The organism is Pseudomonas sp. P2S-1 (assembly GCF_057197725.1).
This window is the reverse complement of the sequence record NZ_CM170068.1, coordinates 1047969-1066932: the sequence shown is the minus strand read 5'-3', so window position 1 is coordinate 1066932 and position 18964 is coordinate 1047969. Positions and strand designations below refer to the sequence as shown.

Here is an 18964-nt window from a genome sequence, read left to right as displayed (position 1 = left end):
ACTCAACCCTCTGAGGGATCGGACCATGAGCCAAGGAATGCCCTACAAAGTCATGATGGTGTTCGGCACCCGCCCGGAAGCGATCAAGATGGCGCCACTGGCCCGGGTCCTGCGTGAATGGCCGGATATCGACCTGAGCATCTGCTCCACCGGCCAGCACCGCGAGATGCTCCAGCAGGTGCTCGACGACTTCGGCCTGCACGTCGACGAAGACCTGCAGGTGATGACCCGGAACCAGACCCTCAACAGCCTGTCCCAGCAACTGCTGGCCCACATCGATGCCGCCTACGAAAGGATCAGGCCACGCATCGTGCTGGTCCATGGCGACACCACCACCAGCTTCATCGCCGCCCTCGCCGCCTTCAACCGGCAGATTCCCATCGCCCATGTCGAGGCCGGCCTGCGCACCGGCAACCTGCGCCAGCCCTGGCCGGAAGAAGCCAACCGGCGCCTCACCGGGGTGATCGCCGACCTGCATTTCCCACCGACCAAGGATTCCCGTGACAACCTGTTGCGCGAGGGCGTACCCCTGGAACACCTGGAGGTCACCGGCAATACGGTGATCGACGCCCTGCTGTGGATGCGCGACCACCTCAAGCACAGCCAGTGGCACCCCGCCCCCGACTCGCCGCTGACGACACTGCGCGACGACCAGCGCCTGATCCTGATTACCGGCCACCGCCGCGAGAACTTCGGCCCCGGCTTCGAGCGCATCTGCCTGGCCCTGGCCGAACTGGCCCTGCGCTACCCGGACGTGCAGTTCGTCTACCCGGTGCACCTCAACCCGCAGGTGCAGCAGGCCGTGTACTCGGTACTGTCCAACCAGCCCAACATCCACCTGATCGCCCCGCAGGACTACCAGCACTTCGTCTGGCTGATGGACCGTGCCTATCTGATCCTCACCGACTCCGGCGGCGTCCAGGAGGAAGCCCCGGCCCTGGGCAAACCGGTCCTGGTACTGCGCAAGGTCACCGAGCGCCCGGCCGTGCTGGAAGGCGGCACGGTGATCCTGGTCGGTACCCAGACCGAACGCATCGTCAAGGAAACCGCGCAGTTGCTCGACGACCCGGCCACCTACCAACGCATGAGCAAGGTGTTCTTCCCGGTGGGTGACGGCCATGCCAGCGAGCGCATCGCCGAACGACTGAGCCGCTGGCTCGAGGACAACGCCAACGGGCGTGACGACTCATGAGCCTGTTCTGGGTCGACGTCCTCACCTACGTCCTCTATGGCCTGAAGTGGCTGGCGATCATCCTCGCCACCCTGATGTTCATCCTCGGCCTGGATGACCTGTTCATCGATATCGTCTACTGGGTGCGCAAGCTGGTGCGCAGCTTCCGGGTCTATGCCAAGCACGAGCATGCCGACGAGAAGCGCCTGTTCGAGGTGCCGGAAAAGCCCCTGGCAATCATGGTCCCGGCCTGGAACGAAGTCGGCGTGGTCGGCGAGATGGCGCGCCTGGCCGCCTCTACCCTCGACTACGAGAACTACCAGATCTTCGTCGGCACCTACCCCAACGACCCGCAGACCCAGGCCGATGTCGACGCCGTGTGCCTGCACTACCCCAACGTGCACAAGGTGGTCTGCGCCCGCCCCGGCCCGACCAGCAAGGCCGACTGCCTGAACAACGTGATCGACGCCATCCTGCGTTTCGAGCGGGACGCGCGCATCGAGTTCGCCGGTTTCATCCTGCATGACGCCGAAGACGTCATCTCGCCCATGGAACTGCGCCTGTTCAACTACCTGTTGCCGGCCAAGGACATGATCCAGATCCCGGTCTATCCCTTCGCCCCGGAGTGGCGCGGCTTCACCGCCGGGCACTATGTCGACGAGTTCGCCGAAAACCACGGCAAGGACGTGATCGTGCGCGAGGCACTGACCGGCCAGGTGCCCAGCGCCGGGGTCGGCACCTGCTTCAGCCGCCGCGCCATCGGCGCCCTGCTGGAAGACGGCGACGGCATCGCCTTCGACGTGCAGAGCCTGACCGAGGACTACGACATCGGCTTCCGCCTCAAGCAGAAAGGCATGAAGTGCATCTTCGCCCGCTACTCCATCAGCGATCCGGAACTGGCCCTGGAGCGGATCTGGGCGCCCGGCATGAGCAAGGCCTTCGCCCAGGTGATCTGCGTGCGCGAGCACTTCCCCCGGGACTGGCAGCACGCGATCCGGCAGAAGTCGCGGTGGATCGTCGGCATCGTCTTCCAGGGCACCAGCAACCTCGGCTGGAGCCGCAAGGGCGCCCTCAACTACTTCCTCTGGCGCGACCGCCGCGGCCTGTTCGCCTACCTGTTGAGCTTCCTGGTCAACCTGCTGTTGCTGGTGCTGCTGACCATGTGGCTGATCACCTGGTTCTTCCCCGAGGCCTGGCGCTTCCCGTCGATCCTCGAAGGCAGCCAGTTGCTCAGCACCCTGCTCTGGCTCAACGGTTTCCTCCTGCTCAACCGCCTGTTCCAGCGTGGCTGGTTCGTCACCCGCTACTACGGGATCTTCGAAGGGCTGCTCTCGGCGCCACGGATGATGTGGAGCAACTTCGTCAACTTCTTCGCCAATATCCGTGCCCTGCGCCAGGTCCTGGAAATGGGCGACTCGCGGCGGGTGGCCTGGGACAAGACCACCCATGAGTTCCCGGCCCTCGCTGCGCCAGCGCGGACCCCGCTGGGCCGGCGCCTGATCGAGAAAGGCCTGATCAGCGAAGAGCAACTGCAAGCCGCGATCACCGCCCCGGAGCGCCGCCGTCTTGGCCGCGAACTGCTGGTGCGCGGGCTGATCAGCAGCGAGCAACTGGTGGAAACCCTCGCCGAACAGCTTGACCTGCCCTGGGCGCCGCTGGACCCGTTCCGCATCGACCCGCACCTGATCGCCCAGTTGCCGCGCAAGATTGCCATGCACTACGGCGTACTGCCGGTGGAAGAGCACGGCCAGACCCTGGTCCTGGCCAGCGAGAGCCCGGTCAGCCAGGTTTCCCTCGGCGCCATCGCCCGTCAACTGAAGCGCCCGGTCAGTTGCCGCCTGGCGCCCCAGGGGCGGGTCACCCTCGGCCTGCGCTACCACTACCCCAGCCCGTGGCAGAAGGAGGAAACCCGGCAGATGCTGGAAATCCTGGAACGGCACAAGGACGATGCCGAGCTGATCGAACGGGTCAGCCATCACCAGGTGCTGCTCGGCACCCTCCTGCAAACCCGCGGCATGGTGCCGGCCACCCTGTTCAACCAGGTGATGATTGACTTCGACCCGGAACAGGCCAGCCTCGGCGACTACCTGATCGAACGCGGGATCATCAGCGAGCAGATCCTCAAGGAAGCCCTGGCCGAACAGGCGAGCGAACAGCAAGCGGCCTTCAACATCGTCCGGGAGGTGGCATGAAGCAGCCCGTTCCATTGCTCCTGACCTGCCTGCTGGCCTGCAGCGCCAGTGTCGCCGCGCCGATGAGCGATTTCGAGCGTTTCCGCAGTTTCCCCTACATGGACCGCAGCTACCGCGAAGCGAAGAACGACAACTGGCCCGAGGTGGAGCGCCTGACCCGCTACCTGCTGGACAAGGTGCCGAACAACGACGAGGCGCGCAGCCTGCTGATCCAGGCCCTGGCCCACCAGAAGCGCTATGAGGAGGCCGAACGGATGGCCGCCGCCCAGGGCAAGGACAGCGACCAGTTACTGGAACTGCGCCTGATCCGCATCGAGGAAAACCCGCCCGAGGCTGCGGTGGTCGAAGGCTGGATGAACGACAGCCAGATCAATCAGCGCATCCGCCTGCGCCAGGCCTACAGCCTGAGCCTGGGCAAGCACTATGGCCCGCAGAAGGCCCTGGACTGGCTGAACCAGCTGCGTCCGGCCGGCGACGACAATATCCTCCGTCAGTCCCGGGCCAACTGGGCCGAGCAGGTCGGCGACTGGGACGAAACCGTGCAACAACTCGCCCCGCTGGCGGCCAGGGGGCAACTCGAGGCCGATGACTGGCAGCGCCTGGCCAACGCCTATGTGCAGCGGCTCGACGAGGCGCCCCTGGAACAACTGCTGCAACAAGCGCCTTCGCCGCAGGCCGCGCACAAGACCCGCCTGGCCATGGTCGATCGCGCCTTCGCCGAGGGTCACGAGCAACAGGCCCGGCGCTGGCTGCAAAGCCTGCCGGAGGCCGACCGCGCCCTGCCGCAGTATCGCCAGCAACTGCTCGAGCTGGCCCGGCAAGGCGACGACGGTGCGCTGGTGCGCGAACTCAGCAACGACCTGAACAAACCCTGCCTGGAAACCGCCGAATGGCTGTCGCGCAACGATCCGCCACATGCCCTGGAACAGTTGCGCCAGTGCCGTGCCGAGGACGACCCGAAAACCTGGCTGATCCTCGCCCAGCGCCTGCACGCCGATGACCTGTTGCAAAACCAGCGCCTGCCCCAGCCCTGGGACAGCCAGCGCCAGCAGCGCCTGCTGGAAGTCTGGCGCGAACAAGGCAAGACCAGGCAGGTCATGGACTGGCTGGCCGCCCAGCCGCAGACCCCGGCGATTCTCCAGCAACGCGCCGGGTTGCTCGGCAAGGGGCGTGATGCCAGCGCCGCCTGGGAAAGCCTCTATCGCCAGACCGGCAGCCTGGATGCGCTGAACCAGGCCACCTACCTGATGCTCAACGCCGGGCGCAAGCGCGAAGCGCTGGGCCTGCTGGAACAGGCTTATGACCGCCATCAGGGCCGTCTTTCCGCCCCGCTGCTGCAACGCCTGGCCGGGCTCTACAGCCAGGCCGATACACCACTGGACAGCCGCCGCGCCGTCGCCCTGATCCCCCGGGTCGATGCCGCCAGCCGTGGCCTGCTGCTGGGGCGCCTGGCCGAGAGCGGCCAGTGCGACGCGGTGCGCGCGGCGATTCCCGGCGACCCGACGGAGCCGGGCCAACTGCGTGCCCTGGGCCGCTGCGCGATGCCCGGGCATCCCGGCGAAGCGGTGGTCTACTACCAGGCCGCCGAGCGCCTTGGCGACCGCGGCAGCCGCCTGCCCCTGGCCTATGCCCTCGAAGCCGGCGGCGATGCAGCCGGCGCCCAGCGGATCTTCGACAGCCTGACGCCTGCCGAATGGACCGACAACGCCCGGCTGACCGCCGCGCAAAGCGCCCTGAACGCCGGCAACCCCGAACGTGCCGAACAGCACTGGAGCCGCGCCGCCCATCCCGCCGCCGATGACTGGGCCCTGGGCGCGACCATCGCCGAACGCCGCGGCGACCTGCCCCAGTCCCTGGAGCGGCGCCGTCAGGCCCTGCAGCACCAGCCTCGCGCCGAGCACTACTACGACGCCTCGATCACCGCGCAGAAAGCCGGCGACATGGCCCAAAGCACCGCCTGGCTGGCCGAAGCCGTGCGCCTGGCCCCGGACCATCCGCGCTACCGCGCCGACTACGGCATGCGCCTGGCCGGCAGCGACGACAAGGCGGTGCGCCGCCAGTCCATCCCCTACCTGGAGCAGGCCACCCGCAGCTTCCCCGAGGACTATCGCCTCGGCGAGACCCTGGCCTGGCGCTACGACGAAGTGGAAAACAGCGCCGCCGCCCGCAAGGAGCTGCGCCGGGTGCTGGATGTGGAGCAGGACCTGGTGGACGGCGACGACGAATACGGCAGCCTGGAAGCGCGCAAATTCCGCCAGCGCCGTGCCCATGAGACCCTGTCGCGGCGCGACACCGTGACCCTGACCAGTACCTGGTCACCGGCCGGCGTCTCGACCAACGACAACTTCCGCAGCGGCGACACGGCACAGCGCCGGGCGCAATCGCAAAACGTGCAAATGGCCATGTGGGACCACGCCCTTGGTGACGAACCAAGCCGCAACGGCAGCAGCTTCTCGGTCTACGGCCGCGTGCTGTTCGGCGGCACCGGGCGCAGCGACTACGCGCAAAGCATGGGCACCGGCGTCGGCCTGCGCTGGAAGCCGCTGGGCGACGCCAACCTCAACCTGTACAGCGAGCTGTATCACCAGCGCCAGATCGACGACAGCCACTACGACGGCCTCAGCCTCGGCCAGTTGTTCAGCCCGTCGAAGGTCGGGCGCAACTGGCGCGACCTGCGCAGCCACGCCGACAGCAGCAACGACCTGCTGCTGCGGGCCACCGCCTCGTTCTTCGACCAGGGCGACTACCGCGCCGACTGGCGGGTCGACGAGGACGACTGGAACGAACGCTTCCTCTACCTCGACGCCGCCTGGTGGACCCGCGCCGGCGATCACCAGTGGCTGTCGCGCTACCAGCAGGGCCACACCTGGAAGCTCGACACCCGTTCGCCGCAGACCGTCATGCCCTACGGCTTCCTCGAGTTCGGCAGCCAGGACCCGGGCAACGACTGGCGCCAGGACCTGCGCGCCGGTATCGGCCTGCGCTGGCAATGGTGGTTCGATGACGACAAGTACAACGCCTACCGTGGTTCGCTGAAAGTACGTACCGAGTACCAGCAGGGCCTGGGTGGCAACCTGTATGAACGCGCCAATGGCGTGTTGCTGGGCGTGGAGCTGACCTTCTGATGCGCCGGATCCTGATCCTCCTCCTGCTGGTGTGCCTGCCGGTCGCTGCCGACCAGCGGGTGATCTATCAACCCCAGAGCCGCGACGCCGTGCTCAGCGCCGGGCAATGGCGCCAGCTGTGGCAAGACACAGTGCGCAATGGCGGCAAGACGTTGATCGTGCAATGGACTCGCTACGGTGATGAACGCTTCGGCGGGACCAAGGGCTGGCTCGCAGCCAGCCTGAAGGAGGCCCATGCCCAAGGGCTGGAGCTGGTGGTCGGCCTGTACCTGGACAGTGCCTATTACACCCGGATCAGCGAACTGGATACCGGCGGGCTGGCGGCCTACTGGAAATCACAGCTGGGTGACTCCCTGGCCCAGCAGCGCGAAGTGCGCCGCTGGGGCCTGCCGGTGGTGGGCTGGTACCTGCCGATGGAGCTGGATGACCTGCATTTCCAGACGGCGGAGCGGCGTGATGCGCTGTTTGTCCAGTTGCAGGAATTCAATCGCAAGCTGGATGCGCCGTTGCACCTGAGTGCGTTCAGCACCGGCAAGCTGGCCCCCGGCGTGCAGGCTGCCTGGTTCGCGGGGCTGGCGGGACTGAATCTGAAGCTGTGGTGGCAGGACGGCAACGGCACCGGGCGTTTGCCGGCGCTGGTGCGCGACAGTTATGCCAAGGCCCTGCCCTGCCAGGTGGGGATCATTCGCGAGGCGTTTCGCCAGGTCAGTGCCGAGGGGCAGCCGTTTCGTGCGGTGCCGCAGCAGCCGTTGATGCAGGACGGCTGTCATGAGCAAGCGGTGTTTGCCTTGAATTACCGGCCTTGGGCCAAGATCCTGCCCAGTGCACCTTGATTTCCTTGTTGCTCTTGAGGGCCCTATCGCTGGCAAGCCTGCTCCCACAGATGCTGCGGTGCACGCGATCCCTGTGGGAGCTGGCTTGCCAGCGATAGGGCCCTGACGACCACCACAAAAAGCCAGGCCATGTACAAAACCATCGAAAACCAGATCCGCCACCACCCGCCGCCGCAATCGGTGCGCGCCGAATTCCGCCAGCACGACTTCGAGCGCCTGCGGCATTTCTGCATCCTGGTGTTCTGGCTCAGCATCGGCATCTGGATCCTCTTCGACGTGCTGGTCAGCTTCATCGGCCACCAGGGTTTTTCCTGGCGCTCGATGGTACTGATCTGCGCCATGGCCATCCTCGCGGTGATCCTGCTGTTTGTGCGCAAGGCCGAGCATTTCAGCTGGCTCAACCTGCTGTTCGTCAGCCTGATGGCCTTCGCCGTGCGCCTGGTGGTCGACGGCACGCCGGAGGACCATCAGCCGGCCTGGCTGATCATGGCGGCCTCGAGCACCCTTTACTCCGTGTCGATCCTGCCGGTGCGGCGCTGGTCGTTCTTTGCCTCGGCACTGATCACCTGGCTGCTGCTCAACCCCTTCCAGGCCGAGGGCACCGAGCTCTTCGACCTGCGCGGCTGCATGATCATCAGCTACGCCGCCTTCATCACCGGCCTGACCTTCTACAGCTACATCGTCCAGCGCCAGGCCAAATTGCAGAATTTCCACATGTCGCGCCTGCTGCTGGACCAGGCCTATATCGATGTACTCACCGAAATCCCCAACCGCCGCTCGTTCGTGGCCCAGGCCGAGCGGCATATGCACGACGACAATTCAGGTGCGGGACGCTACCTGGCGATGATCGACGTGGACAATTTCAAGAAGGTCAACGACCAGTACGGCCACGACAGCGGCGACGTGGTGCTCAAGCGCATCGCCGCCAATATCCGCGCCAGCATGGGTGAGTTCGTGTATGCGCGGCTGGGTGGCGAGGAGTTCGTGATCTACCTGTGGGGGCTGGACCAGGCCGCCACCGAGGCGCGGGTCGCAGCGCTGTGCACGCTGGTGCGGGAAACGCCCGGGGAGCATCCGGTAACGGTGAGCATCGGCCTGACCCGCATGGACGCCGCGGACAGCCTGGGCAATGCCCTGGGGCGAGCGGATGCGGCGCTGTACGAGGCCAAGCGGACGGGGAAGGATCGGTATGTGCTTTGGCAGCCGACACAGTCCGTGTAGGGGCGTGGCAATTTAACCCAGACCACCAAACCGCTTGTAGAACCCCTCACTGACTGCCGGCAACGGCCCGTCCGCGGTTTCCATTGCCGCTTCCAGCCATTGCTCTGCTGGCCCCTGGACCAGCCGATAGATATTGCGGCACAACTGCCGCGCCGCCCGCCCTTCCCAATCCCCCGGGAGCAATTCGTCCGGCAGTTGCGGGTCACGCAGCAGCAGCTTGCGGTATTCGTGGATCAACAGCACCCGCGCCAGGAAGCAGGCCTTGGGGTCCAGTTGTGCCTGCTCCTTGAGGCTCTGCCATAAAGGCCGGAACAGCTGGATGAACTCGCTGTAGTGAGCCGCCAGTTCATCGATCTTCCAGCTTTCGCGCACCTGCATGCGCAACGCCTTGGAAGCCAGCACATCCTGGGCGGTGGTTTCGAAGAGGATGGTTTCCTCCAGGGCACCCAGGTCCTGCAGGGTGGCGTTGATGTCGGCACGATCGCAGCGCGGGCAACCGAGCACGCCCGGGGAGATGGCGCCGAAGCCCTGCCATTCCAGCTCTTCACGGACCTGCTTGCGCTTGTCCTGGGGCAACTGGGTCAGCACCGCCAGGCACCAGGAACCGTCCCAGGCCGGTGGGTTGGCCGCATAGACACGCTTGAACGCCTTCTCGAAACGCCGCCGGCCGGTGCCGGTCAGGCTGTAGTAGCTGCGCCGCCCGACCTTTTCCGCGGTCAGCCAGTTTTCCTTGGTCAGGCGGAAGATCGAGGTGCGGATCAGCCGCTCGTTGATGCCCATGGGCTCCAGCAACTGGATCAGGCTGCCAAGCCAGACGGTACCGCCGCGGGGTTCGATGGCGTCGCCGTAGAGGGTGATGATCAGGGAACTGGCGCGGATCGGGGTCTGCTGCTGGAAACGCTCGATCAGGTGGTCCAGGGGAGTGAGGGACGACATAGGCGATCCGCTTGAAAAAGAAAGGAATATACCCGCGCGCCCGCAGCATGACCATGCTCCGGGCGCGCCCACAGGCTCAGGCGCCACCGGGCAGTTTCGGGCGGACGGCATCGTCACGATAACGGCCACGACCGGCTTCGATCCCGGTCAGTGGCTGGCACTCGTGCATGGTTTCCAGGCAGCGCCGGGTCAGTTGCTGGTAGGCACGGGTACCGGTCTGCTTCCAGGAAACCTCGTCATCGCTCAGGCGCCGGGTGACTTTCGCCGGCGAGCCGAGCACCAGGGACTGTGCCTCGCACTGGAAGCCGGCCTTGACCAGGGCCCCGGCCGACACGATACAGCGCGGCGCGATCCGCGCATTGTCGAGAATCACCGCATTCATGCCGATCAGCGCATCCTCGCCGACCACGCAGCCATGCAGCACCGCACCGTGGCCGACATGGCCGTTGCGCTCGACCACCGTGTCGCTGGCGGGAAAGCCGTGCATCACGCAGGTGTCCTGCAGGTTGGCGCCCTCCTCCAGGACGATCCGCCCGAAATCACCGCGCAAGGCGGCCAAAGGCCCGACATAGCAGTGCGGGCCGATGATCACGTCGCCGATCAGAACCGCCGAGGGATGCACATAGGCGGTCGGATCAATCACCGGGGTCAGGCCATCGATACTGTAACAAGTCATGACGATTTTCCTCGAAAACGATACGCATCAGGCAAGCAGGAAGAATTCCGTATCACTGGTAAAACCCAGTAAACACGGTGCACCGGCACAAACACACCGATTTATTAGACACATTTATTATTCGACAGTGTTGTTTTTCTGTATCGCATTATGCCTATACTTTGGCGAAAGGGCCAACGAGCCCGTCCAATAAAAAACGCCGGCCCCCGAGGCCAGGCGAGCCTTGCGAGGATCGACGTCATGCCGCACACCCTTGAGGTGCAGGCGCATCAGGCGGTAACCCTGATCACCCTGCATCGTCCGCAAGCACTGAATGCCCTGACCACCGAGCTGCTGGGCGAGCTGGCGGCAGAATTGCAGCGCTGCGCTGCGGATTCGGCCGTGCGCGCCGTGGTCATCACCGGCAGCCGCAAGGCCTTCGCCGCAGGCGCCGACCTCAACGAGATGGCCGAGCGCGACCTGGTCGGCATGCTCGACGACCCGCGCCAGCAGCACTGGCAACGGATCACCCGCTTCCCCAAACCACTGATTGCCGCCGTCAACGGCTATGCCCTGGGCGGCGGCTGCGAACTGGCGATGCATGCCGACATCCTGATCGCCGGCAACGACGCCCAGTTCGGCCAGCCGGAAATCAACCTCGGGATCATGCCCGGCGCCGGCGGTACCCAGCGCCTGCTGCATGCCGTGGGCAAGTCGCTGGCGATGCAGATGGTCCTGGCCGGCGAAGCCATCAGCGCCCGCCGCGCCCTCGAGGCCGGACTGGTCAGCGAGATCACCCAACCGGAATTCACCGTCGAGCGCGCTTTGCAGATTGCCCAACGCATCGCCGACAAGGCGCCGCTGGCGGTGCGCCTGGCCAAGGAAGCCGTGCTCAAGGCCCAGGACCTCGACCTTGCCAGCGGCCTGCGCTTCGAACGTCACGCTTTCACCCTGCTGGCCGGCACCGCCGACCGCAACGAAGGCATCCGCGCCTTCCAGGAAAAACGCCGCGCCGACTTCCACGGCCGCTAAGCCCTTTCGCCACCGAGGACAGCCCCATGAGCTTCCAGCACATCCTGTTTTCCATCGAGGCCGGGGTCGCCACCCTGTGCCTGAACCGCCCCGAGCAACTGAACAGCTTCAACACCCTGATGCACCAGGAAGTGCGCGAGGCGCTGAAGATCGTGCAGAACGATGCCGCTGTCCGCGTCCTGCTGCTGACCGGCGAAGGCCGCGGCTTCTGCGCCGGCCAGGACCTCAGCGACCGCAATGTCGCCCCCGGCGCCGAGATGCCCGACCTGGGCCTGTCCATCGAGCGCTTCTACAACCCGCTGATCCGCACCCTGCGCGAACTGCCGATCCCGGTGATCTGCGCGGTCAATGGCGTGGCCGCCGGGGCCGGAGCGAATATCCCGCTGGCCTGCGACCTGGTCCTCGCCGCCCGCTCCGCCAGTTTTATCCAGGCCTTCTGCAAGATTGGCCTGATCCCCGATTCCGCCGGCACCTGGGCATTGCCACGCCTGGTCGGCATGGCCCGGGCCAAGGCCCTGACCCTGCTGGGCGAGCGCCTGAGCGCCGAGCAGGCGCTGGAATGGGGCCTGATCTACAAGGTGGTGGACGACGCCGAACTGCGCGACCAGGCCATCGCCCTCGCCCGCCAGCTGGCGACCCAGCCCACCTACGGCCTGGGCCTGATCAAGCGCAGCCTGCACGCCAGCCTGGACAACCGCTTCGAGGAGCAACTGACCCTGGAGCGCGACCTGCAACGCCTGGCCGGGCGCAGCGAGGATTACCGCGAGGGCGTCGCCGCCTTCATGGAAAAACGCACGCCGGCGTTCAAGGGGTACTGAGGCGATGAGCGCATTGAACAAGAACATCACCGTGGCAGTGATCGGCGCCGGGGCCATGGGCGCCGGAATCGCCCAGGTCGCGGCGAGTGCCGGGCACCGGGTCTGGCTGCATGACAACCGTCCGGGCGCCGCCGCCCAGGCCATCGAAGGCATCGGCAGGCAACTGGGCAAGCGCGTCGCCAACGGCAAGCTCAGCGCCGAGGCCCGGGAGGCCTGCCTGTCCGCCCTGCTGCCGGCCGACAGCCTGGAACAACTGGCGGACGCCGGACTGGTGATCGAAGCCATCGTCGAGAACCTGGAGATCAAGCAGGCGCTGCTGACCCAGCTGGAAGCCCTGTGCGCTCCGGACTGCATTCTCGCCAGCAACACCTCGTCGCTCTCCATCACCCGCCTCGGCGCAGGGATGCAGCGACCTGAGCGGCTGGTCGGCATGCACTTCTTCAACCCGGCACCGGTGATGCAACTGGTGGAAGTGATCCAGGGCCTGGCCAGTGACGCCAATGTGGTCGCCACGGTGCTCGCCACCGCCCAGGCCTGGGGCAAGCAGCCAGTGCTGGCGCGCTCGACGCCCGGTTTCATCGTCAATCGCGTGGCCCGGCCTTTCTATGCCGAAAGCCTGCGCCTGCTGCAGGAAGGCGCCGCCGATTGCGCCAGCCTCGACGCCCTGCTGCGCGAGGCCGGCGGTTTCGCCATGGGCGCCTTCGAGCTGACCGACCTGATCGGCCATGACGTCAACTACGCGGTGACCTGCTCGGTGTTCGACGCCTATTACCAGGACATGCGCTTCCAGCCCTCGCAGATCCAGAAGGAGCTGGTGGATGCCGGGCACTTCGGGCGCAAGAGCGGGCGCGGCTTCTATGACTACCGCGAAGGCGCGCAGCGGCCGCAGCCGGTGAGCCTGGGCAGCACGTCAACTGTGCCGGAGGTGATCGTCGAAGGCGATGCCGGGTTGTTGCAGCCATTGCTGGAGCGTTTGGCCGAACACCAGGTGAAGATCCATCGGCGTGCCGGTCGTGGCCTGCTGCGCATCGGCGAGGCCACGGTGGCCTTGAGCGACGGTCGCCTGGCCAGCCAGCGCAGTGCCGACGAAGGACTGGGCCAACTGGTGCTGCTGGACCTGGCGCTGGACTATCGCACCTGCAGTCGGCTCGCCATTAGCTGGTCGGCCGGCACCTCACGCGAGGCGGTGAGCCCGATCGTCGCGCTGCTGAACAAAGCCGGCATCGCCGTCACCCCGCTGCGCGACAGCCCGGCCCTGTGCGTGCTGCGCACCGTGGCCATGCTCGCCAACGAAGCCGCCGATGCCCTGCTGCAAGGCGTGGCCTCGGCGGCGGATATCGACCTGGCGATGCGCGCCGGGGTCAATTACCCGCTGGGGCCGCTGGCCTGGGCCGACCAGCTGGGCGCCGCCACCCTGGTGCGGGTCCTCGACCACCTGCAAGCCGCCTATGGCGAAGAACGCTACCGCCCTTCCCTGCAACTGCGTCGGCAACTGGCCGAAGGAGTGCCTTTTCATGAATGACCGTCTGGATCTGGCCAGCCGCTGCGCCCAGGCCCTGTATGACCGTGACGCCGCCAGCCAGGGCCTGTGCATGCGCCTGCTGGCCAGCGGGCCGGGCAGCGCCACGGTGGGCATGAGCGTGCGCGCCGATATGCTCCAGGGCCACGCCACCTGCCACGGCGGCTTCCTGTTCGCCCTGGCCGATTCGGCCTTCGCCTTCGCCTGCAACAGCCATAACGACGCCACCGTCGCCCAGGGCTGCAGCATCGACTACCTCGCCCCGGCCCTTGCCGGCGACACCCTGACCGCCACCTGCAACGAACTGAGCCGGGGCAAGCGCACCGGGGTCTACGACGTGCGCATCGAAAACCAGCACGGCAAGCTGATCGCCGTGTTTCGCGGCAAGTCCTACCAGATACGCGGCAGCGTGCTGCCCGAGGAAACCCTGAAATGAAAGATGCCCTGATCATCGATGCCGTGCGCACGCCCATTGGCCGTTATGCCGGCGCCCTGAGCGGCGTGCGTGCCGACGACCTCGGCGCCATCCCCCTGCGCGCCTTGATGGAACGCCATCCGCAGGTGGACTGGAGCCAGGTCGACGAAGTGGTCTACGGCTGCGCCAACCAGGCCGGCGAGGACAACCGCAACGTGGCGCGCATGTCCTCGCTGCTGGCCGGGCTGCCGGTCAGCGTGCCCGGGGTCACCCTCAACCGTCTCTGCGCTTCCGGGCTGGAAGCGGTGGGCGCGGCGGCGCGGGCGATCCGTTGCGGCGAGGCCGGGCTGGTGCTGGCCGGCGGCGTCGAATCCATGTCCCGGGCGCCGCTGGTCATGGGCAAGGCCGAGACTGCGTTTTCCCGTCAGGCCGAGCTGTTCGACACCACCATCGGCTGGCGCTTCGTCAATCCGCTGATGCAGCGCGCATACGGCATCGACAGCATGCCGGAGACCGCCGAGAACGTCGCCGAGCAGTTCAACATCAGCCGCGCCGACCAGGACACCTTTGCCCTGCGCAGCCAGCAGCGTGCCGGCGCAGCCCAGGCCAATGGGCGTCTGGCCGAGGAAATCGTTGCGGTGCGGATTGCCCAGCGCAAGGGGCCGGACAAGGTGGTCGAGCAGGACGAGCACCCGCGTGGCGATACCACCCTGGAACAGTTGCAACGCCTGGGCACGCCGTTCCGTGAGGGCGGCAGCATCACCGCCGGCAATGCCTCGGGCGTCAACGACGGCGCCTGCGCCCTGCTCCTGGCCAGCCCGGAAGCCGCCAAGCGCTACGGTCTGAAAGCCCGTGGTCGGGTCGTGGGCATGGCCAGCGCCGGGGTCGAGCCGCGGATCATGGGCATCGGCCCGGTGCCGGCGACGCGCAAGGTCCTGGAACTGACCGGCCTGGCCCTGGCCGACATGGACGTGATCGAACTCAACGAAGCCTTCGCCGCCCAGGGCCTGGCCGTGCTGCGGGAACTGGGGCTGGCCGACGACGATGCGCGGGTCAACCCCAATGGCGGCGCCATCGCCCTCGGCCACCCGCTGGGCATGAGCGGCGCGCGCCTGGTCACCACCGCGCTGCACGAACTGGAACGGCGCCAGGGGCGTTACGCCCTGTGCACCCTGTGCATCGGGGTCGGCCAGGGCCTGGCGCTGATCATCGAACGACTCGACCACTGAATACAGAACGCTCAGCGGCGCCGGGTTATGCTTGGCGCCATGCACTCACAAGAACAACATGCAGAGTGAACCCATGAACATGCAGCTTGCCCCCGCCTCCGTGCTCGACCCGATGGAAACCGCTAGCATCGACCAACTCCGCGCCCATCAGCTGGAGCGTCTGCGCTGGAGCCTGGACCATGCCTATCAGAACGTGCCGATGTACCGCCAGCGCTTCGACGAGCTGGGCGTACATCCGTCCGACCTGAAGGATTTCGCCGACCTGGCGAAATTCCCCTTCACCGTGAAGAACGACTTGCGCGACAACTACCCCTTCGGCCTGTTCGCCGTGCCCCAGCACGACATCGTGCGCCTGCATGCCTCCAGCGGCACCACCGGCAAACCTACGGTGGTCGGCTACACGCAGAAGGACATCGACACCTGGGCCGACCTGGTGGCCCGCTCGATCCGCGCGGCCGGCGGGCGCAAGGGCGACAAGGTGCATGTGTCCTATGGCTACGGCCTGTTCACCGGCGGGCTGGGTGCGCACTACGGTGCCGAGCGCCTGGGCTGCACGGTGATCCCCATGTCCGGCGGGCAGACCGAGAAGCAGGTGCAACTGATCCGTGATTTCCAGCCGGACATCATCATGGTCACGCCGTCGTACATGCTCAACCTGGCCGACGAGATCGAGCGCCAGGGCATCGACCCGCACAAACTGGCCCTGCGCCTGGGGATCTTCGGTGCCGAGCCATGGACCCCGGAGCTGCGCGCCTCGATCGAAGCGCGCATGGGCATCACCGCCCTGGACATCTATGGGCTCTCGGAAATCATGGGGCCGGGCGTGGCCATGGAGTGCGCGGAAAGCCGCGACGGGCCGACGGTGTGGGAAGACCATTTCTTCCCGGAAATCATCGATCCGGTGACGGGTGAAGTGCTGCCGGATGGCGAGCTGGGCGAACTGGTGTTCACCACCCTCAGCAAGGAAGCGCTGCCGATGGTGCGCTACCGCACCCGCGACCTGACCCGCCTGCTGCCGGGCACGGCGCGGCCGATGCGGCGTATCGACAAGATCACCGGGCGCAGCGACGACATGCTGATCATCCGCGGGGTCAACGTGTTCCCGACCCAGGTCGAGGAGCAGGTGCTCAAGGTCAAGCAGCTCGCTGAATGCTACGAGATCCACCTGTACCGCAATGGCAACCTGGACAGCATCGATATCCATGTCGAGCTACGCGGCGAGCACCAGCAGTTGGGAGAGGCGCAGCAGAAAGACGTGTGCTCGGAGCTGAGCCGGCATATCAAGACCCATATCGGCATCAGCTCGCGGATCGTGTTGCAGCCGGCGTATTCGATCAAAAGGTCGGAGGGGAAGGCTTGTCATGTGTATGACAAGAGAAAGCAGGCTGTTTGAAGACTGAGGCCTGTCTTTCGGGCCTCATCGCTGGCAAGCCAGCGATTGGCCCTCACTGGCGATGAAACTCTCAGCTCCTGCTCACCAGACTCACAATCAGCTCGAACAACTCCCCCCGCGCCTGCTCATCCCCGATCTCCCCGGCCACCGCCGCGCCGGACAGGGCATCGGCGGCCCCGAGCATCCCCCATAACCCCGCCGTCGACAGCGCCCCGGCAAAGGGCCCGAGCACCGCCCGGCATTTGCCCAGGAACTCCAGCTGACACTCGCGCTTCAACCGCGCCAGCTCCGGCGAGCCCTCAAGCGCTGCCAGCACACCGGGAATCTCCCGCCCCTCAGCCAACACACAATCCACATAACTCTCGGCAATCGCCCGCGCCTTGCCCTCCAGCGTGGCCTCGCCCGCCGCCATCGCGCCGTCGATCAACAGGTTCTGCCGCACCTCGAAATCCCGGTACAACGCCGTCAGCAACCCTTCCCGGGTGCCGAAATGGTCATACACCGTCGGCTTGGTGATCCCCGCCGCTTCCGCCAGGCGCCCGAGGCTCAGGGCATCGGTGCCCTCTTCGGCAATCACTCGCCGGGCCACCTCCAGCAATTGCTCCAGGCGTTGCTCGCGGGTCAGCCGCTTGCGGGTATCACTCATGCCTCAGGTCCTCTTGGCGAACAGCTCGCGACCCAGGCGCCGTGCCGTCTCGATATGCCCCTGGGGGAAATCCTCGTCGGCCTGGGTCAAAAGCACCGAGGATGCCACCCGCGCGCCGCAATAGCCAAAGATCCCGTGCTCGATCTGCGTATGCATGGCCACCGAGTAGCCGTGCTTGTCGTAGGTGCGCGGGCCGGCGCCGGCAAGTGCCACGAGGTGAATCGGCAGGCGCTGCAGCAGTCCTTGCTCGGCCTGGTCATAGGCCCAGCCGCCACTGAAGACCCGGTCGATCCAGCCCTTGAGCAGACCGGGGAACGACCACCAGTACACCGGGAACACCAGCACCAGCGCGTCGGCGCGGTCGATGCGCGCCTGCTCGGCAAGCACGTCTGCCGGGACCGGGGACTGATCGCGGAACAGCGCCAGGTCATCCGGATTGAAGCGCGGATCGAACCCTTCGGCGTGCAGATCGGCGATCTCGAAGCCATGGGGCTGGCTGATATTCGCCGCCAGCTCGGCGGCGACACGCTGGGTCAGGGACTGCGGGTCCGGATGGGAAACCACGATCAAGGCATGCATGGAACGAGCTCCTGCGAGGGCTAAGTTGATGTACCAAAGGTATATACTATTGGTACATCTGACAATCCCCCACCCGTCACCGCGCAATGCGATACAAAAACCAATTGCGACACGTATTTTTGTGTTTGATATTTGGTTTTGTATCACTTATAACTGTGTCCACGCCCCAAAGCCCCCACGACAAAAAGGCGGGAGACACACATGTACGCACAATTGGTCGAAACCGGCGTCAAGCGCCTGAAGACCCAGGACGAGATGTCTGAACAGGAACGCGCCTTCCAGGAACGCATCGATGCCGAGATCAAGATCGAGGCCAGGAACTGGATGCCGGAAGCCTATCGGCAAACGCTGATCCGGCAGATTTCCCAGCACGCCCACTCCGAGATCGTCGGCATGCTGCCGGAAGGCAACTGGGTCACCCGCGCCCCGTCGCTCAAGCGCAAGCTGCAACTGATGGCGAAGATCCAGGACGAAGCCGGGCACGGTCTGTACCTGTACAGCGCCATGGAAACCCTGGGCGCTGATCGTGATACGGAAATAGACAAACTACACAGCGGAAAAGCAAAATATTCCAGCATCTTCAACTACCCGACCCTGAGCTGGGCCGATGTCGGCGCGGTGGGCTGGCTGGTGGATGGTGCAGCGATCGTCAACCAGGTGGTGCTCCAGCGCACCAGCTACGGCCCGTACTCGCGGGCGATGATCCGCATCTGCAAGGAAGAAAGTTTTCACCAGCGCCAGGGCTACGAAATCCTCCTGACCATGATGCGCGAGGGCAACCAGGCGCAGAAGGACATGGTCCAGGACGCGATCAACCGCCTGTGGTGGCCGTCGCTGATGATGTTCGGCCCGAGCGACGAGCACTCGCCCAACAGCGCCCAGTCCATGGCCTGGAAGATCAAGCGCCAGAGCAACGACGAACTGCGCCAGCGCTTCATCGACCAGACCGTGCCGCAACTGGAACTGCTCGGCTGCACCGCCCCGGACCCTGAGCTGAAGTGGAACGCCGAGCGCGGCCACTACGACTTCGGCCAGATCCAGTGGGACGAGTTCTACGAAGTGCTCAAGGGCAATGGCCCGTGCAACCAGGAGCGCGTCGCGACTCGCCGCCAGGCCATCGAGGACGGTGCCTGGGTGCGCGCGGCCGCGGTCGCCCACGCCAAGAAAAAAGCCAATAAAAACGCCGCCTGAGCGCCGCCC

General features: G+C 66.0%; 16 protein-coding genes. 12 read left to right on the top strand and 4 right to left on the bottom strand.

Annotated elements, in window-relative coordinates; all coding sequences use genetic code 11:
• The first annotated feature begins 37 nt into the window (after positions 1 to 37).
• From wecB to AC2CQI_RS04845, 5 genes are all read left to right on the top strand, one after another.
• Positions 38 to 1192, top strand: coding sequence for a non-hydrolyzing UDP-N-acetylglucosamine 2-epimerase (wecB, locus tag AC2CQI_RS04865; protein ID WP_484579365.1), 1155 nt, complete (start codon positions 38 to 40; stop codon positions 1190 to 1192).
• Positions 1189 to 3363, top strand: coding sequence for a cyclic di-3',5'-guanylate-activated glycosyltransferase NfrB (nfrB, locus tag AC2CQI_RS04860; RefSeq protein ID WP_484579364.1), 2175 nt, complete (start codon positions 1189 to 1191; stop codon positions 3361 to 3363). Before wecB ends, nfrB begins: the two co-directional genes overlap by 4 nt.
• Positions 3360 to 6488, top strand: a complete 3129-nt coding sequence (locus tag AC2CQI_RS04855; protein ID WP_484579363.1) for an NfrA family protein — start codon at positions 3360 to 3362, stop codon at positions 6486 to 6488. Before nfrB ends, AC2CQI_RS04855 begins: the two co-directional genes overlap by 4 nt.
• Positions 6488 to 7321 carry a DUF4434 domain-containing protein gene (locus AC2CQI_RS04850; RefSeq protein ID WP_484579362.1) on the top strand — a complete coding sequence of 278 codons (834 nt, stop codon included), beginning with the start codon at positions 6488 to 6490 and terminating at the stop codon, positions 7319 to 7321. Before AC2CQI_RS04855 ends, AC2CQI_RS04850 begins: the two co-directional genes overlap by 1 nt.
• A 129-nt stretch (positions 7322 to 7450) precedes the next feature.
• Complete coding sequence (locus AC2CQI_RS04845) at positions 7451 to 8542, top strand: GGDEF domain-containing protein (RefSeq protein ID WP_484579361.1); 1092 nt, start codon at positions 7451 to 7453, stop codon at positions 8540 to 8542.
• A 12-nt stretch (positions 8543 to 8554) separates the two neighbouring features.
• Here AC2CQI_RS04845 and paaX read toward each other — a convergent pair whose 3' ends face one another.
• A complete protein-coding gene (paaX, locus tag AC2CQI_RS04840) occupies positions 8555 to 9478 on the bottom strand; it encodes a phenylacetic acid degradation operon negative regulatory protein PaaX (RefSeq protein ID WP_484579360.1) in 924 nt (307 codons plus the stop codon).
• A gap of 76 nt (positions 9479 to 9554) precedes the next feature.
• Complete coding sequence (paaY, locus tag AC2CQI_RS04835; protein WP_484579359.1) at positions 9555 to 10154, bottom strand: phenylacetic acid degradation protein PaaY; 600 nt, start codon at positions 10152 to 10154, stop codon at positions 9555 to 9557.
• Between the two features lie 240 nt (positions 10155 to 10394).
• Here paaY and paaF point away from each other — a divergent pair, with 240 nt between their 5' ends.
• The 6 genes from paaF (at position 10395) to paaK (ending at position 16539) form a co-directional block, all read left to right on the top strand.
• Positions 10395 to 11165 carry a 2,3-dehydroadipyl-CoA hydratase PaaF gene (gene paaF / locus AC2CQI_RS04830; RefSeq protein WP_075804140.1) on the top strand — a complete coding sequence of 257 codons (771 nt, stop codon included), beginning with the start codon at positions 10395 to 10397 and terminating at the stop codon, positions 11163 to 11165.
• 26 nt (positions 11166 to 11191) lie between these two features.
• A complete protein-coding gene (paaG, locus tag AC2CQI_RS04825) occupies positions 11192 to 11983 on the top strand; it encodes a 2-(1,2-epoxy-1,2-dihydrophenyl)acetyl-CoA isomerase PaaG (protein WP_484579358.1) in 792 nt (263 codons plus the stop codon).
• A gap of 4 nt (positions 11984 to 11987) precedes the next feature.
• Positions 11988 to 13505: a 3-hydroxyacyl-CoA dehydrogenase PaaH gene (gene paaH / locus AC2CQI_RS04820; RefSeq protein WP_484579357.1), complete on the top strand. Its 1518-nt coding sequence runs from the start codon at positions 11988 to 11990 to the stop codon at positions 13503 to 13505.
• Positions 13498 to 13938 (top strand): hydroxyphenylacetyl-CoA thioesterase PaaI, encoded by a 441-nt coding sequence (gene paaI, locus AC2CQI_RS04815; RefSeq protein WP_484579356.1) that lies wholly within the window; start codon positions 13498 to 13500, stop codon positions 13936 to 13938. Before paaH ends, paaI begins: the two co-directional genes overlap by 8 nt.
• Positions 13935 to 15146, top strand: coding sequence for a 3-oxoadipyl-CoA thiolase (pcaF, locus tag AC2CQI_RS04810; RefSeq protein ID WP_484579355.1), 1212 nt, complete (start codon positions 13935 to 13937; stop codon positions 15144 to 15146). Before paaI ends, pcaF begins: the two co-directional genes overlap by 4 nt.
• A 73-nt stretch (positions 15147 to 15219) precedes the next feature.
• On the top strand, positions 15220 to 16539 hold the full coding sequence (paaK, locus tag AC2CQI_RS04805; protein ID WP_484579354.1) for a phenylacetate--CoA ligase PaaK: 1320 nt from the start codon (positions 15220 to 15222) through the stop codon (positions 16537 to 16539).
• 70 nt (positions 16540 to 16609) lie between these two features.
• Here the strand turns inward: paaK and AC2CQI_RS04800 are convergent, their stop codons facing one another.
• On the bottom strand, positions 16610 to 17185 hold the full coding sequence (locus AC2CQI_RS04800; protein ID WP_484579353.1) for a TetR/AcrR family transcriptional regulator: 576 nt from the start codon (positions 17183 to 17185) through the stop codon (positions 16610 to 16612).
• Between the two features lie 3 nt (positions 17186 to 17188).
• Positions 17189 to 17764 (bottom strand): NAD(P)H-dependent oxidoreductase, encoded by a 576-nt coding sequence (locus AC2CQI_RS04795; RefSeq protein WP_484579352.1) that lies wholly within the window; start codon positions 17762 to 17764, stop codon positions 17189 to 17191.
• A 201-nt stretch (positions 17765 to 17965) separates the two neighbouring features.
• On the opposite strand from AC2CQI_RS04795, the gene paaA reads away from it, so the two are divergent.
• On the top strand, positions 17966 to 18955 hold the full coding sequence (paaA, locus tag AC2CQI_RS04790; protein WP_484579351.1) for a 1,2-phenylacetyl-CoA epoxidase subunit PaaA: 990 nt from the start codon (positions 17966 to 17968) through the stop codon (positions 18953 to 18955).
• Positions 18956 to 18964: the final 9 nt, after the last annotated feature.

Bases quoted from the DNA above. Each gene is read 5' to 3' on its own strand.
- wecB (WP_484579365.1), top strand. From the start codon at position 38: ATGCCCTACAAAGTCATGATGGTGTTCGGCACCCGCCCGGAAGCGATC.
- nfrB (WP_484579364.1), top strand. From the start codon at position 1,189: ATGAGCCTGTTCTGGGTCGACGTCCTCACCTACGTCCTCTATGGCCTG.
- AC2CQI_RS04855 (WP_484579363.1), top strand. From the start codon at position 3,360: ATGAAGCAGCCCGTTCCATTGCTCCTGACCTGCCTGCTGGCCTGCAGC.
- AC2CQI_RS04850 (WP_484579362.1), top strand. From the start codon at position 6,488: ATGCGCCGGATCCTGATCCTCCTCCTGCTGGTGTGCCTGCCGGTCGCT.
- AC2CQI_RS04845 (WP_484579361.1), top strand. From the start codon at position 7,451: ATGTACAAAACCATCGAAAACCAGATCCGCCACCACCCGCCGCCGCAA.
- paaX (WP_484579360.1), bottom strand. From the start codon at position 9,478: ATGTCGTCCCTCACTCCCCTGGACCACCTGATCGAGCGTTTCCAGCAG.
- paaY (WP_484579359.1), bottom strand. From the start codon at position 10,154: ATGACTTGTTACAGTATCGATGGCCTGACCCCGGTGATTGATCCGACC.
- paaF (WP_075804140.1), top strand. From the start codon at position 10,395: ATGCCGCACACCCTTGAGGTGCAGGCGCATCAGGCGGTAACCCTGATC.
- paaG (WP_484579358.1), top strand. From the start codon at position 11,192: ATGAGCTTCCAGCACATCCTGTTTTCCATCGAGGCCGGGGTCGCCACC.
- paaH (WP_484579357.1), top strand. From the start codon at position 11,988: ATGAGCGCATTGAACAAGAACATCACCGTGGCAGTGATCGGCGCCGGG.
- paaI (WP_484579356.1), top strand. From the start codon at position 13,498: ATGAATGACCGTCTGGATCTGGCCAGCCGCTGCGCCCAGGCCCTGTAT.
- pcaF (WP_484579355.1), top strand. From the start codon at position 13,935: ATGAAAGATGCCCTGATCATCGATGCCGTGCGCACGCCCATTGGCCGT.
- paaK (WP_484579354.1), top strand. From the start codon at position 15,220: ATGAACATGCAGCTTGCCCCCGCCTCCGTGCTCGACCCGATGGAAACC.
- AC2CQI_RS04800 (WP_484579353.1), bottom strand. From the start codon at position 17,185: ATGAGTGATACCCGCAAGCGGCTGACCCGCGAGCAACGCCTGGAGCAA.
- AC2CQI_RS04795 (WP_484579352.1), bottom strand. From the start codon at position 17,764: ATGCATGCCTTGATCGTGGTTTCCCATCCGGACCCGCAGTCCCTGACC.
- paaA (WP_484579351.1), top strand. From the start codon at position 17,966: ATGTACGCACAATTGGTCGAAACCGGCGTCAAGCGCCTGAAGACCCAG.